A 15,042-nucleotide genomic window follows, 5' to 3' on the forward strand; every position below is an offset into this window, starting at 1 on the left:
CGCCTACGGCTCCAGGGACTCCGTTCCACCGAAGGGGGTGGTTTCGAAAGGGTTGAAAGATGACACAGAGATGAAAACAAAACCGGCAGGCACAGTGATTTCTAATTGTCACTGAAGTGAAGAATAATTGTCATTGAACAAACGGTGTCGATTTCATATCCGCTCCACGGCGCCCACATCTGGCCTGACAACGTCTTCTTGCCGTACATGGCGTGAATGTAGTTCAGCAATGCCCGTGCTTCTGACGAGGCATCAGGTGTCACGGGTGTCGCTGCGTGAACCGCAGTTGCAAACAACGCGAGCACGAGACCCATTGGGATCGCGCACCTGGAAAGTGTCCGAATCAAATCGGGGATTGCGTTCACTTGACTTCGCCTTTCATCGCGGATTTCACGAATTCGCCCGATGCGGTAAGGTCGTAATTCCAGTTGCGAATCAGTGTGGGGCCCCATTCAGGATCGAAGCACCAGGCAGCCCAGCTGATGCCCTTGCTCTCAAGATACTTGATGATGCGCGGCGCGTAATCGCCTTCGAGCCCGCCAAATTCCGTCGCGAAGATCGGATACTTCGCCGCCGCGAATCCAAAGTTCTCCTCCCACTTGGGCTCCCACGGTTGGGATCGCTTGTTAGAATAGGGATGCGTGGTGTAGCCAATTCCTTCCGCTGCGATGGGGCTGACAATCAGCGGCGTCAGATCTTAAGCCCAATCAAATCCAGCGACGAGAATTACCGCCTGGGGATTGTGCGCGCGGATCAGTGTGATTTGTTCCTCGACGGTTTTCTTCCAGGCATCCCATGAAACCGGGCCGAGTTGGTCGCGATACGTGGTCGGTTCGTTGAACAGTTCCCAAAATGCGACGGTGTTGTGCCCGGCATAATGGCGCGCCATCGTGCGCCAGAAATTATACGTCTCCTGTTTGGACGTATCGTACATTGGATTTTGGAACACACCGGTTTCCAGATTCCCGATGCTGTGCCAGTCGAGCATTACATACATTTCGAGTTCCGTGCACCAGCCGACCGCCTGATCGAGAAGGCGCAGGTATTCGCGTGGCGTACGCTCGCGCCAGGCGACGGGATGAATCGGGATTCGCACCACCATCGCGCCCATTTCCTTCACCTTCAAAAAGTGTTCCCGGTTCCAATGGCCCTGCATTTCGATCTTGTCCGGATCGGAAATGGAAAGGCCGCGAAACAACTTCGCAACACTGTTTGTATCCACGAACTTGTTTCCTTTGACGGAAATCAGCGGGAGCTTTTTGTTGTCGACGCGATACGGACGCTGCCCAGGCGAGCCATCGCGCCACCAGGCGTGGGCCCGCTGGCTGTTCGTCGAGCCCGTCTGGGCCTGCGCTCGAAACGTCGCCGAAAGCGTCAGAGTCAACAGCACCGCAATGAAGAGCTTTATCATGACCGTCGCAGATTACGGGGATGAGAGCGCACCGACATGACGTCAAAACACATGATAGATCGAACAGCCCTCAGTCCCAACAAACGGACTGCGGAGATGATTCGCGTCAATCCAAACCGCTCCAGCGCTGCTATCGCGTCGCCGACGCGCTTCGTTTCCTTTCCGCTCCCGCGGGTTTTTGATGACGCCAGCCAGGCGATGGACGGGCGAACCTGCCCAGGCGTTCCAGAACCTGATTCATCCCGAAGCGAATATGCTGTCGCATTGCGGAGTCGGCCTGCTCGGTTGTCCCCGACGAAAGCGCGTCAGCAAGCCGCGCGTGGAAGTCGGATCCGAGCGTGCGGCGTTCAACGGCAGTGTCGAAGAGCCAGTTGAAAATCAGCACCTGTTCCTTTTCGATGGCATCGCGCAGCGCGGGGCAGCGGGCACATTCGGCGATGCGCAGGTGCAGCTTCATGTGGTACGTGTTGACGGAGAAAAGAAAGTCGCGGTCCGACGCGTTGTTCTCACACGCTGCGTAAAGCTGGTCGACGCGGCGGCCCATCGCCTTCAGTTCCGTCCGTTCCTGCGAGGTAGCACGCTGGGCAAAGAGGCGGGCGGCCTGGGTTTCCAATGCTTCGCGAACGAGACTGCGATCCTCGACGTCGGCCGGGTCGGGAATGCGCACGCGCGTGCCAACGCGAGGCCTGCTTTCCACGAGGCCATCGCGCTCGAGTTGCTGGAGCGCCTCCATGACAGGCGGAACGCTGATGTTCAATTCCGCGGCGAGATGGCGTCTCGACAGCGCTGCGCCGACAACGATGTCGCCTTTAAGGATTTGGTTTCGGATCTCGAGATACGCGCGCTTCGCGAGCGATGGGGCAGGGGAATGCGTTTGAACTGGTTTTGCCAGCCCTTTGGCGCGCGCAGGCGACTTCCGTGACATATCAGTGGTGAGAATGATTTTGAACCGCATGTGCGTCAAGTTTTGCGCGGAGCTTCCGTCGTAGCGCAGCCCACGATTCGTCGGGAGAAACCTGCGCTACGCAGTCCATGCGATTTCACGCTTGCCGCGTTTGAGAACTCTGATGTATCAGTGGACATCGCCACTGTCCCGACAAATGCGGAGCATCGCGAGCACGACCTGCGCTGGCAGATTGCCTTCCTGGTCAGCGTGGCGATTGCAATCAGCTACCTCGATCGGCAAACGTTGCCGTGGGCGATCAAGGCAATCCAGGCGGACATCCCGATTACGAATCAAACCAAGGCGGCCTTGGATTCGGCGTTTCTCGCGACTTATGGCGTAATGTACCTGGGTGGCGGGTGGTTGCTCGATCGCCTGGGCACGAGACGCGGGTTTTTGTGGATCATGATCTTCTGGTCGATAGCGTGCGCGAGCCATGGATTCGCGGGCGGAGTGATCATGCTGGCAGCCAGCCGGTTGCTGCTGGGCGTCGGGGAAGGCGGCGGATTCCCCGCGGCAACCCGGGCCGTGGCCGAATGGTTTCCTGTTGAGCAGCGCGCGACTGCCATGGGTATAGTCAACGCGGGTACGGCGGTGGGAGCGGTGATCGCGCCGCCGTTGATTGCACTCATTCTTGCGCGTGGTTACTGGTTCGACCTGTCCCCGTGGCGATGGGTTTTCTTCATAACGGGCGCGTTCGGCCTTGTGTGGGCAATTTGGTGGTGGCGTGTTTATCGGTCCCCTGGCGATGCCCAAACATCAACGGCCGCTGAGCCTGCGTCGCGCATCACGCTTTTCGATTTGCTGAGGCATCGGGAAATCTGGGGCGTGGTTGGAGCCAAGTTTCTCAGCGACGCCGCGTGGTATTTCTACCTGTTCTGGCTGCCCAAGTATCTTTACGACGTGCATTCCTTCGATTTGAAGCAGGCGGGGAGCATCGGCTGGATTCCGTATGCGGCGTCGGGGGTCGGCTGCCTCGCTGGCGGAGGACTCTCGAGCTGGCTGCTGGTGCGCGGGCACTCGGTGAACCGCGCGCGCAAACTGGCGCTGGGCATCAGTGCTGCGCTGATGCCCTGGGTCATCCTCGTTCCGCACGTATCATCGCTTGCGCTCGTGATGCTGTTGTTCAGCCTTGCGTTTTTTGGACAGCAATCGTGGTCCACGCTTGTAATGATTCTGCCGACTGACCTTGTTCCGAAACAATGCCTGGGGAAGGTCGCCGGGTTGGTGGGATTGGGCGGCGCGATGGGTGGAGTGGTGCTTGGACAACTTGCCGGGTGGCTGTTGGATCACGGTTTCAGCTATGCGCCGGTTCTGGCGGTGGCAGGTTCGCTGCACGTCATTGCGTTCGTTCTCATCTGCCTGGCTGTGCCGCGAATCAAGGCGCTCACATTTCAAACGCGATCATGAAAATCACTGAAGTCCGAACCCGTGTTGTGCAATGGAAGGGAGGGATTGTTCCGCTCCCGCCGCATTTCTGCACCAATCCAATGGACGCCATTGCGCCAATGCTGACGCGCCAGACGATGAGTGCGTTCACGTTCCACGGATGGCTGCTTGTGGAAATTGTCACGGACGGCGGCCTGGTCGGCCTGGGAAACGCGGCTTTGGCGCCGCAGGTCACCAAGGGTGTGATCGATCTTCATCTCAAGCCGCTGTTGGTGGGCGCGGATCCGTGGGATACGGAATTTCTCTGGCAGCATATGTATCGCAAGACCATGGCATTTGGGCGGAAGGGTATTGCCATGGTGGCCATGAGCGCAGTGGATATTGCGCTATGGGACCTGCTCGGGAAGTCCGCGAAGCAACCGGTGTATCGCCTGCTCGGCGGCCGCACCAAGCCGCGCATCCCGGTTTATTCGAGCCGCCTTTACAGCACGCCGCTGGATGAACTGGAACGCGAAGCGCGAAAGTACAAGGCTGAGGGATACCAGGCAATGAAGCTGCGATTCGGCTGGGGGCCGACGGACGGCGCGGAAGGAATGCGGCGGAACATGGAGCTTGTCCGCACGGTGCGCGACGCGGTGGGCGATGGAATTGATATCATGGCAGACGCTTACATGGGCTGGAACCTGGATTACGCAAAACGCATGATCCCGCTGTTGGAGAAGTTCAACCTGCGGTGGCTGGAAGAGCCTGTGATTCCTGACGACATTCACGGTTATGCGGAGTTGAAGCGGTTTGGACGGATTCCCATTGCAGGCGGCGAACACGAGCACACGCTTTATGGTTTTCGGCAGCTGATTGAAGCACGGGCGGTGGATTACATTCAGTTCGACACCAACCGCGTCGGCGGCATCACGCAGGCCCGGAAGATTGCGGCGCTGGCCGAGGCGCATTCGATCCCTGTGATCCCCCACGCGGGGCAGATGCATAATTACCACGTCGTCATGGCGAGCATGAATTCGCCCATGGCGGAGTTCTTCCCGCCTGTGGACGTCGAGGTTGGGAACGAGCTGTTCTGGTACATTTTCAAGGGCGAACCTATGGCGAAGGATGGGTTTATTGATCTCGACGAAAACCTTCCGGGGCTTGGACTGACTGTCGACGAAGAGAAGTTGAAGCAGTTTGACGTGATCGAATGACACCCGGAAGAATCGCAACAAACGTGTTATGACTCGCCTCGTACAAATTCAGAATGGCGCGCTCTCATCGGTCGCCGTGGTGGAAGAACCGCGGCTGCATTTGCTGGGTGAAGCGCAGTCGATCTATGAACTGGCGGAATCAGCGGATTTAACTTCGCGTCCGTTGAAGTCGGTGATTCAGGAGCGGCTGGCTTCAAAGTTTCTAGACTACGATTCCATTTACGAAGGGAAATCCGAATGGCGATTACTCCCGCCGATTCATCATCCGCGCGATGCGGCGAGTTGCCTGGTTTCAGGCACAGGGCTGACGCACTTGGGCAGTGCCAATGACCGGCAGGCGATGCATGGCGACGACGCGGCCGAGGAAACCGACAGCCTTCGGATGTTTCGGCTCGGGGTTGCGGGCGGCAAACCGCCGCCCGGCCAGGTGGGTGTCGCACCCGAGTGGTTCTACAAGGGAACGGGAACAATCCTGCGCGGACACGGGGACCCGCTCGACGTGCCGCCGCATGCGGAGGACGGCGGTGAAGAGGGTGAAATTGCCGGGGTTTATTACGTCGATGAGAACGGCTCGCCACGCCGCATTGGGTTTGCGGTTGGCAACGAGTTCTCGGACCACGCATATGAAAAGGAGAATTATCTTCACCTTGCGGGATCAAAGCTTCGCACCTGTTCGCTCGGCCCGGAACTGGTGATTGATGCAGAATTTGAATCAATCGCAGGCCGCGTGAGCATCACGAGAGGGGGAGATTTGCTCTGGGCCAAAGATGTTCTTACGGGTGAGAAAGAGATGTGCCACAGCCTCGCGAACCTGGAGCACCATCATTTCAAGTTTGATGGCCATCGGCGGCCGGGCGACCTGCACGTGCATTTTTTCGGCGCCTGCGCGCTGAGTTTCGGGGCTGGCATCAAACTCGCCAACGGTGACGTGATGGAAATTTCCTTCGCGGGCTTCGGTCGGCCCTTGCGCAACACGGTGAGAATTGCCAAAGCTGGGATTCGTCCCATCATTGTTAAAACCCTGTGAATCATGAGCCAGCCTCGCATCGCTTTTTTTGGATTGGGAACCATGGGCTCGGGCATGGCGCGCCAGCTTTTGCGCAAAGGTTTTCCCCTGCGGGTTTACAATCGCAATCCAGAGCGGTCGAAGGCGTTTGCCGTGGAAGGCGCGCGATGGACCCAGTCGCCAGCCGAGGCTGCCGAAGGGGCGGACGTGGTGATCAGCATGGTTGCGGATGATGCGGCGTCACGGAGCGTGTGGCTCGGTGCCAACGGCGCGCTGGCGGGGGCTCCGCATGGGACGCTCTGCATTGATTGCAGTACTTTGTCGGTAGGCTGGGTTCAGGAAATTTCCGGCATTGCGGCGGAACACGGATGCGAATTCCTTGATGCTCCCGTCACGGGCAGCAAGGCGCAGGCTGCAAATGGCGAACTGAATTTTCTTGTGGGCGGATCCGAGGCCGCCTTTCAACGCGCGCAGCCCATTCTAGCGGCGATGGGAAAATCCGCCACGCGGATGGGTGCGGCGGGGAGTGGGGCGCTGCTGAAGCTGATTAACAATTTCATCTGCGGCGTGCAGATCGCCGCGCTGGCTGAAGGGTTGGCGATGATCGAGTCGAGCGGATTGGATCCGGCGAAGTCGATGGAGGTGATTGCCAATGGGGCGCCCGGCAGCCCGCTTGTAAAGGCTGTCTGGGCGCGGATGACGGCTCCTGATTACACGCCTAATTTCCTGCTGAAGCTGATGGCGAAAGACTTGAGATATGCGATGGATGAAGGCGGCAAGCGTTCCATTGAGCTGAAGACGGCGGCGGCGGCGCTCGAACGGTTTGAGCGCGGGATTGCTGCGGGTCACGGCGAGAAGGACATTGCCGCAGTCGTGGAACCACTCCGTGCTGTCATTGCAGAAAAACTCAAATCCAACCTGCCTTTATGATGCGAGTCATTGTTCTCCTGTTCATCTTCCTGGTCTTATCTGTTCGACCTGCGGGCGCGGCCCTGGTCAATCGATGGTCTTTCAACAACTCGATTGGTGCTGCTCCAGCCGGGACTGCGATCGTCGACTCCATTTCAGGTTCGAACGGCGTCGTGGTTGGCACTGGCGGCACATTTTCCGGAGTTGCACTTGCGATTCCCGGCGCAACTTCGGGCAACCAGACGCCCGCGGCAATTTCGGCTTACGTGGACCTTCCGAACCGCCTGATCTCATCCAAAACGAACCTGACACTTGAGATTTGGTACACCGTAACCGCCACTCGCAACTGGCAGCGGCTCTTTGATTTCGGGCGCATGAATATCGCGGGCAGCGGTCCCGGAGCTGAGCAGGGCGAGGTTGTGCCCAACGCGGTCAGCGCTCCTGGCGGGACTTCATCAAGTGACAATCTCATGGTTGCCATCAACCGCGGAACCTCTCCCAACACGCAGCGGCTCGCTGCGCGATTAAACGGCGCGGCCGAGGTTGCTGCCGACAGCGGGTTCAGCGTTGCCAATGGCAATCAGTATCATTTTGTCCTGGTCGTGGAAGACGGCGCCGGTTCGTTTGGTTCGGGAGGCATGCAAATTCGCGGATATCACAATGGAACCCTCGTGCAGAGCGTCGATGCTGGATTCAAGCTGGCGAGCATTGAGGATGTGAACAACTGGCTTGGGCGTTCGCAATTCAGCGGCGACAGCCAGTCGAGCATTTCCTACAACGAAGTCCGCCTTTACGATCACGCGCTCTCGCCGCAGGAAATTGTCAGCAGCCGCACCGCTGGTCCGGAACCTGCCGCGCCGGCTGCCGCGAACGACGCGGTGACGTTGCGGCATGGACACAAGGTCAGGGTGCCTGTTCTCGCCAACGACAGCGGAGGTCTCTTCCCTGGAAGCGTGAACGTCACGGCCCTGCCGGAGTTTGGATCCGCGGTGCCGACTGCGAATGGAGAAATCCTCTATGCCCACACGAACGGCACGGCTGAACAGGATTCCTTCAGTTACACCGTCAGTGGCATTGGCGGAACTTCGGCGCCTGCGACGGTGACACTTCATTTCTCCACTGACTTGCGGCTGACAAACAACACGTTGAACGTGCCCGCAACACCTCCGCCGACAGCGTTGGAACTGGTCAACGCTTTTCCTGGACTCTCATTCAGCCAGCCTGTCTGCCTGCGCACGCCGCCTGGCGAAACAAATCGTTTGTTCGTCTGTGAGAAGACAGGCCTGGTGCGCGTCGTTCCTGATCTCTCTGCGGCTTCATTTTCTGCCCCGACGTTCCTGAATCTTCCCGCGTTGCTGACTTCGCGGAGTGAAGCTATTTCAACGGGTAGCGAACAGGGCCTGCTTGGCCTCGCGTTTCATCCGGGATATGCCACGAATGGTTTCTTTTTCGTGCATTACTCGGTCGGATCGGGTGGAACCATTTACAACCGCGTATCGCGATTCAGTGTTCAACCCGGCAGCCCAAACGCCGCCGATCCTGCGTCCGAAAGGATCCTCTTTCAGCAGGCGGACACTGCAGGCAATCACAACGGCGGCGACCTGCACTTTGGTCCTGACGGTTACCTGTATGTTTCATTGGGTGACGGCGGGGACCAGAACGATTCCCAGAATCACGCACAGAAGATCAACGACGGGTTCTTCGCCGCAATCGCGCGCATTGATGTCGATCGGCGGCCGGGCAATATCGAGCCGAACCCACATTCGGGGGTGCCGCTCTATTCGGGTTTTGCGGCGTATGCCGTGCCTGTGGATAACCCGTATGTGGGGGCAACGACCTTCAACGGCAGTGCGGTGAATTCAAACTCGGTGCGGACTGAACTTTGGGCCGTGGGTTTTCGCAATCCCTGGCGCATGTCGTTCGACCTGGTCACGAGCAACCTTTGGGTGGGCGACGTGGGGCAGGGAACGTTCGAAGAAGTGAATCTCGTCACGCGGGGCGGCAATTACGGCTGGGCGTTTCGGGAAGGCAACAACAACGGGCCTAAGGCTGCGCCGCCGAATTTCGACACTCTCTACCATTCGCGTCCTCTCTATGTCTATGCGCATGGCGGCGGATCGATGCAGGGCGATTCCATCACGGGCGGCGTGGTGTATCGCGGCACCAGAATTCCCCATCTCTTTGGCGCGTATATTTTCTCGGATTACGTGTCCGGCAACATCTGGTCCCTGCGGCAGACCAACGCAAGCGTGAACGTGGAACGCATTGCGGGCCAGGCGGGGATCGTGGCGTTCGGGATCGATCCCGCCAATAGTGACGTGTTGCTGGCGGACATTAATGGCGGGCGCGTTCTTCGACTCACCTCAGGCACCCCGGCCGGATCCTATCCCCTCACGCTGAGTGAGACCCGTGTGTTTGCGGATGTCAGCGATTTCTCGCCTTCGCCTGGGCTGGTGAGTTACGAGCCCAACCTTCCATTCTGGAGCGATTACGCGGTCAAGAGCCGTTGGTTCATTATTCCCGATGCGACGAACCGCATGACCTGGTCCCGCGAAGATAACTGGATTTTTCCGACCAACCAGATTTGGGTGAAACATTTCGACCTCGAAATGGAACGTGGAAATCCCGCGACGAAGCGGCGGCTCGAAACGCGCCTGCTGGTTCGCAACGCCGATGGTGCTTACGGCGTGAGCTACCAATGGAACGAAGCGCAGACGGAGGCGACGCTCGCGCCGGACGCGGGGGTGGACTTTGCGCTGGTGATCACCAACGGCGGAAACATCCATACACAAACATGGCACATACCGAGCCGCGCGGAATGCATGGCGTGTCACACACCGCAGGCAGGCCACGCTCTTTCGTTCACGACGCGGCAGATGAATCGCGAGGCAACAATGGACGGTTTCACTGGAAATCAGCTCGAGTTGCTGCACGCCGCCGGATACTTCACGAACGAGCCTGAACCTGTCAGCACGCTTCCGCGCCATGCGACCGCCGGGGATATCACTTCATCGCTGGAACATCGTGCGCGATCTTACATCGATGTGAACTGTGCCTACTGCCATCAGCCTGGCGGGACGGGTGGAGGCAATTGGGATGGACGCGCGCGAACACCGCTGTTCCAGACGGGCATGATCAATGGCGATGCAATCAACAACAATGGGGATCCCAACAACAAGTTGATTGTTCCGGGGGATCCTGTGCATTCGGTAATCTGGAATCGCATGGCCTCCACGAATGGGTTCACCCGCATGCCTCCGATCGCAACCAATGAGCGGGACGAAGAGAACATCGCGCTGCTCGCGCAATGGATCCAGGATTTCGGGACGAACCGCCAAGCGTTTGCTGATTGGCAGGTGGCGCATTTTGGATCCACCAACGATCCGAACGGCGGAGTGTCGGGAGACCCTGACCTGGATGGGCGTGTGAATCAGCACGAGTATTTTGCCGGCACCGATCCGCACGCCATCGACAGCACGCCCGATCTGGCGCTGCACGTGGCCCCGGACGGCGCCGCCCTGGTTCAATTCTCGCTCGGCGAGAACGCCGCCGCGCGGGTGCAGACATCCACCAACCTGTTGGATTGGGAAATTTGGAACGCAGCCGGCAACAATGGCATTCCTGGCATTGAGAATCCGCAGAGTGTTGAAGGTGCGGTGACGAATGAAGCCCAGTATTTCAGGCTGCTGCTTAACGAACGGTGAACCAACCCGATGAACATGAACCCTAACATTGCCCTGTCCAGCACGCGTCATTTGCGATGGCGCTCATTGCCGCTCGTGGCATTCCGCTGCGTCTGCAAACTGGTGTGCGGTCTTGCTCTCATTGCGCCAGCAAACCTGACCGCAGCGGAGGCCACCAATTCGCCAGCAGTGGCGGCGGACGGCGTTCTGCCGGTTACCATCAGCATCGACGCCAGCAAGCCGATAGGGCCGATGAAGCCGGTGTGGCGCTTCTTTGGCGCGGACGAGCCGAACTACGCCTACATGAAGGATGGCAAGCGCTTGATTCGGGAGCTGGGTGTGCTGCGTCCGAAGGACGTTTATTTTCGCGCGCACAACCTGCTTTCGACTGGCGACGGAACGCCCGCTTACAAATGGGGAAGTTCAAACGCCTACACCGAGGACGAGAATGGCAAGCCGGTTTACGACTGGACGATTCTCGATCGCATCTTCGATGCCTATCTTGAGCGCAATGTACGGCCCTACGCGCAGATTGGGTTCATGCCGAAAGCGCTATCGATCCAGCCTGAACCCTACCAGCACGAATGGCGGCCCGGCTTGCGTTACGAGAGCATTGCAACAGGTTGGTCCTATCCACCGAAGGATTACGCCAAGTGGGCGGAACTGGTTTTCCAGTGGGTAACGCATTGCGTGGAGCGGTATGGGAAGGAGGAAGTGGAGAAATGGTATTGGGAAGTTTGGAACGAACCCAACCTGCGCTTTTATTGGCAGGGAACGCCCGACGAATTTTACAAGCTCCACGACTTTGCAATCGACGCCGTGCGCAGGGCGCTGCCGACGGCGCGTGTGGGAGGTCCTGATGTGGCGGGCGCGGGTGGGCGTTTCATGGAGGGTTTTCTGCGGCACGTGATCAGCGGAACCAATTACGCAACGGGCAAGCGGGGGACGCCCACGGACTTCCTGGCATTTCACGCAAAGGGCTCGCCGCGATTTGTGGACGGCCACGTGCGGCTTGGCTGCGCACCGCAGTTGACGGAAATCAATCGCGGCTTCGCGCTCATCGCGTCGTTTCCCGAAATGAAGAACACTCCGATCGTCATTGGCGAATCCGATCCTGATGGATGCGCGGCGTGCCAGGGACCGCACCTCGGCTATCGCAACACGACGATGTATTCGAGTTACACTGCGGCCACGTTTGCGCGCAAATACGAGCTCGCGGACCGGCATGGAGTGAATCTGGAAGGCGCTCTCACGTGGGCATTCGAGTTTGAAGACCAGCCGTATTTCGCGGGCCAGCGCGTTCTCGCCAACAACGGGCTCGATCTTCCAGTGATGAACGTGTTCAGAATGTTCAGCCACATGAGCGGACAGCGGGTGGAAGCGAAAAGTTCGGCCTCGGTTGCGCTTGATGACATCCTTCGCCGCGGTGTCGCAGGGCCGCCTGATATTTCCGCGTTGGCCAGCGTTGATAGCAACAAGGTGGCGGTGATGATCTGGTATTATCACGACGACGATCTCCCCGGCCCCGATGCCCAGATCGACATCAAATTGAACCACCTCGCACTTGGAAACGGCGAGGCGAGGCTTACGCATTACCGCATCGATGGACGACACAGCAACTCGTTCGCTGTTTGGAAATCGCTCGGGTCGCCAACTGCGCCGAATGAATCACAATACGATCGCATGTTGAGGGCAGGGCGACTGACGCAGTTGCATGAACCGCAGCAAATCCCTGTGGAAGGCCAGCAGGCAAGCGTCCGCGTTCAACTTCCACGGCAGGGTGTTTCATTGTTGTTGCTGGAAAAGCAATAACTGAACTCATCCCAACGGACACCGCGCTTCGCGGCGTTGTTACTGGACGGCATCCAGGGCCATTTGGATTGCCGTCTGTTCGACGCGTTTTCCCCACACGACTTTTCCAATGCGTTCGGCCAGGACGAACTGGATCTCGCCGGCACTCACTTTTTTGTCGAGACGCATGGCGTCGAATAATTGCCGCCGCTCGGACGCGGTTAGTTTTACCTGGGTGGGCAAGCCCGCTTTCTCGAACAGCGAACGAATCCGTCGAACATCGTCCGAGGGCAGCCCGTTTTGACGCGCTGAAATTTCCGCGGCGGCGACCTGGCCGATGGAGATGGCTTCGCCATGCAGGTATTTTCCGTATCGGGAAATGGCTTCCAAACCGTGGCCAACTGTATGTCCAAAGTTCAGGATCGCCCGCAGTCCGCCTTCTTTCTCGTCCTGGACGACGACGTCTGCCTTGATCTCGCAGCAGCGCGCGATCACCTCGCTCAACGTTCCAGGATTCCGCTTTAACAGCTTTGGCAGATTGCGTTCGAGCAGCATGAACAGTTCCGCGTCGTAGATGATTCCATACTTGATGACTTCGGCGAGGCCCGATCGGAATTCACGTTCGGGCAGTGTCTTCAAGGTTTGGATGTCGCACAGAACGAGCTTCGGCTGATGAAACGCTCCCACCAGGTTTTTCCCGGCCTTCAGATTGACGCCCACCTTGCCGCCAACCGAACTGTCGACGTGGGCGAGCAGGGTGGTGGGCACCTGGACGAAGGGAATCCCGCGCAGGTAGGTCGCCGCTACGAATCCTGCAAGGTCGCCGACAACACCGCCGCCGAGCGCGACGATGAATGACTTTCGTTCCAACCGATGCTTCGCGAGTTCTTCATAACAACGTTCCACCACGCGCAGCGCCTTTGCAGTTTCACCGGCGGGAACGGTGATAAGGACGGGATCAAATCCTGCCTTTGCCAGGCTCCGTTGTGCGGCGCTCGCGAAGAGCGGGGCGACGTTGGTGTCGGAAATGACGGCGCATCGCCGCCCGAGAGAAAGCTTCTGGCATCGGGGGCCGAGCTCCTGGATGAGTTTCGGGCCTATGGCAATTTCGTATCTGCGGTTGCCGAGTGGGACATTGACGCTGCGCACGCGGTTCAGAATGCGTTTCGATGCAAGACGTCGCAAGCCCGGATGCGTCGACGTTGCACAGGTTTCCGAATCTGCTGTCGCTGTGCTTCCCAGGGGGCGACGTATGGAACGGGTATACAGGCTGGAAACCTGCGATTCAGCAGACGGTCCACACGGCTAAGAACTCGCGATACGGCAGACTTTCCGGCGTTCCAGGCGCAGCATCGCACAATTGCTCGCGAACTTCAGGCAAGTTCAGTAGGCTCCGGCCGCATGGATTGGCTGAAGCAATGGATCTGGTACAACGGCAACTTCCTGGGCATTGAATGGAGTATTTGGAAAATCGTGGGCTGGCTCGGCAATGCGGTGTTCTTTTCCCGATTCTTCATTCAATGGTACGCCACCGAGCGAAAAAAGCAGGTGGTGGTGCCGTCCGCATTCTGGTGGCTGAGCCTCTCGGGATCGCTGCTCCTCCTCGTTTACTCGCTGCGGCAACGCGATTCAGTCTTCATCTTCGCCTACGCGTTTACGTGGATTCCCTATATCCGAAACCTGATGATTCACCATCAGCACAAGGAAGCGCACACGGGTTGTCCTGCCTGTGGAAGGTCATGTCCGCCAACCGCGAATTATTGCGCTGCTTGCGGCAACCGATTGCAGCGGGACGCAGGCATTGCGGCCGCCCAGTAACTTACGGCGCCACGGGTGGAGGAGTCGCGGCGGGATTGACGGTGGAAGCCGGCGCGCTGGTGCTCACAGGATATCGGGCGAGGACGCGCTGCTGATAATCCTTGTTCACGCGGCCGTAGGCCTGGAGCTGCCCGACGAACTGGCCGACGCCGGCTTCGGACTTGCGAAAGCCATCAATCAGGGCGGTGGCGTTGGGGCGGATGCTATCCAGATCTTTCGATGCGCGGCGCGCCTGGAGGCCCACAAATCCTGCGAGCGTCAGGCTGAGCACGGCGAGCGCCATGTAGAGGACATTGGTTTGCCGCCGAAGGTCGGCCAGCTGTTGCTTCAGTTCACTGGAATCGGCCGGCGTGGTGACTTGGTCTTCCATAACAACTTAATGCAAATTATCTGGCGGCGGGTTTCGGTGCGGCGCTGGCGTTGGCAGGAGCGGCGTTGCCCTGCGCGGGACCGCTGATGGATTCGAGGATGCGGCCAAGGTTCGGGTCAGGATGCACGCGGTTGTATTCGACCGTGTCGCGAATCAACATGCTGAGATACTGCTGCGTTTGTTGAACGGCACTCACCTGCACCTGCAGGTTGCGCAGCTCCTTGGTCCGGAAATAAAATTGAATCAGGAAGATGATTGAAAGAAGCACGCCGGTGGCAATGAACCATTCCAGCACGTTCTTCAGCATGTTGCTCTTCATATCGGTGCGCGACTGTAGCGGCTCGCGTGGAATTGTCCATCTTTTTGGCGGCAACGCGTCGAAGCGGGGCGCACATCAGATTTTGAGGGGGTGGAGATCGGGCTTAACAACCTGATGGAATTTTTGCTGGACTCCGAACCTCGCATCCTTCACGTTCAAGCTCCGTGACGGAATCCGTGACGATTCAGGGCCGACTAATCGATGCGT

13 protein-coding genes are annotated in these 15,042 nt (G+C 58.6%); 7 read left to right on the forward strand and 6 right to left on the reverse strand.

The genetic code is table 11. The annotated features are described in order from the left end of the window. Positions 1 to 101: 101 nt before the first annotated feature. The 3 genes from VEH04_05555 to VEH04_05565 form a co-directional block, all read right to left on the reverse strand. The gene (locus tag VEH04_05555) at positions 102 to 365 is read right to left on the reverse strand and encodes a glycosyl hydrolase (GenBank protein ID HYG22231.1); all 264 of its coding nucleotides are present in this window, start codon (positions 363 to 365) and stop codon (positions 102 to 104) included. A gap of 332 nt (positions 366 to 697) precedes the next feature. Further along, positions 698 to 1,411 (reverse strand): cellulase family glycosylhydrolase, encoded by a 714-nt coding sequence (locus VEH04_05560; protein HYG22232.1) that lies wholly within the window; start codon positions 1,409 to 1,411, stop codon positions 698 to 700. Positions 1,412 to 1,541: 130 nt separating this feature from the next. Further along, positions 1,542 to 2,336 carry a GntR family transcriptional regulator gene (locus tag VEH04_05565; protein HYG22233.1) on the reverse strand — a complete coding sequence of 265 codons (795 nt, stop codon included), beginning with the start codon at positions 2,334 to 2,336 and terminating at the stop codon, positions 1,542 to 1,544. Positions 2,337 to 2,366: 30 nt separating this feature from the next. Between VEH04_05565 and VEH04_05570 the strand changes: the two genes are divergently transcribed. From VEH04_05570 to VEH04_05595, 6 genes are read left to right on the forward strand one after another with little or no spacing between them, the layout of a single operon-like run. Then, complete coding sequence (locus VEH04_05570; GenBank protein HYG22234.1) at positions 2,367 to 3,764, forward strand: MFS transporter; 1,398 nt, start codon at positions 2,367 to 2,369, stop codon at positions 3,762 to 3,764. Next, positions 3,761 to 4,939 (forward strand): L-rhamnonate dehydratase, encoded by a 1,179-nt coding sequence (locus tag VEH04_05575; GenBank protein HYG22235.1) that lies wholly within the window; start codon positions 3,761 to 3,763, stop codon positions 4,937 to 4,939. The genes VEH04_05570 and VEH04_05575 overlap by 4 nt, the downstream gene beginning before the upstream one ends. 28 nt (positions 4,940 to 4,967) lie before the next feature. After that, on the forward strand, positions 4,968 to 5,966 hold the full coding sequence (gene araD1 / locus VEH04_05580; GenBank protein ID HYG22236.1) for an AraD1 family protein: 999 nt from the start codon (positions 4,968 to 4,970) through the stop codon (positions 5,964 to 5,966). A 3-nt stretch (positions 5,967 to 5,969) separates the two neighbouring features. After that, the gene (locus tag VEH04_05585; GenBank protein HYG22237.1) at positions 5,970 to 6,875 is read left to right on the forward strand and encodes an NAD(P)-dependent oxidoreductase; all 906 of its coding nucleotides are present in this window, start codon (positions 5,970 to 5,972) and stop codon (positions 6,873 to 6,875) included. After that, the gene (locus tag VEH04_05590; protein ID HYG22238.1) at positions 6,872 to 10,558 is read left to right on the forward strand and encodes a PQQ-dependent sugar dehydrogenase; all 3,687 of its coding nucleotides are present in this window, start codon (positions 6,872 to 6,874) and stop codon (positions 10,556 to 10,558) included. Before VEH04_05585 ends, VEH04_05590 begins: the two co-directional genes overlap by 4 nt. A 15-nt stretch (positions 10,559 to 10,573) precedes the next feature. Beyond that, the gene (locus VEH04_05595) at positions 10,574 to 12,349 is read left to right on the forward strand and encodes a beta-xylosidase (protein HYG22239.1); all 1,776 of its coding nucleotides are present in this window, start codon (positions 10,574 to 10,576) and stop codon (positions 12,347 to 12,349) included. Positions 12,350 to 12,388: 39 nt separating this feature from the next. Here the strand turns inward: VEH04_05595 and aroB are convergent, their stop codons facing one another. Next, positions 12,389 to 13,477, reverse strand: a complete 1,089-nt coding sequence (gene aroB / locus VEH04_05600; GenBank protein HYG22240.1) for a 3-dehydroquinate synthase — start codon at positions 13,475 to 13,477, stop codon at positions 12,389 to 12,391. 252 nt (positions 13,478 to 13,729) lie between these two features. Between aroB and VEH04_05605 the strand changes: the two genes are divergently transcribed. After that, entirely contained in the window at positions 13,730 to 14,146 is a 417-nt protein-coding gene (locus VEH04_05605; GenBank protein ID HYG22241.1) for a lipid-A-disaccharide synthase N-terminal domain-containing protein, read from the forward strand. A gap of 1 nt (position 14,147) precedes the next feature. On the opposite strand, the gene VEH04_05610 is transcribed toward VEH04_05605, so the two are convergent. Continuing rightward, the gene (locus VEH04_05610; GenBank protein HYG22242.1) at positions 14,148 to 14,516 is read right to left on the reverse strand and encodes a hypothetical protein; all 369 of its coding nucleotides are present in this window, start codon (positions 14,514 to 14,516) and stop codon (positions 14,148 to 14,150) included. A 16-nt stretch (positions 14,517 to 14,532) separates the two neighbouring features. Next, positions 14,533 to 14,835: a hypothetical protein gene (locus VEH04_05615; protein HYG22243.1), complete on the reverse strand. Its 303-nt coding sequence runs from the start codon at positions 14,833 to 14,835 to the stop codon at positions 14,533 to 14,535. Between the last annotated feature and the right edge of the window lie 207 nt (positions 14,836 to 15,042).

The organism is Verrucomicrobiia bacterium (genome assembly GCA_035629175.1).
Classification (GTDB): Bacteria; Verrucomicrobiota; Verrucomicrobiia; order Limisphaerales; family DASXHY01; genus DASXHY01.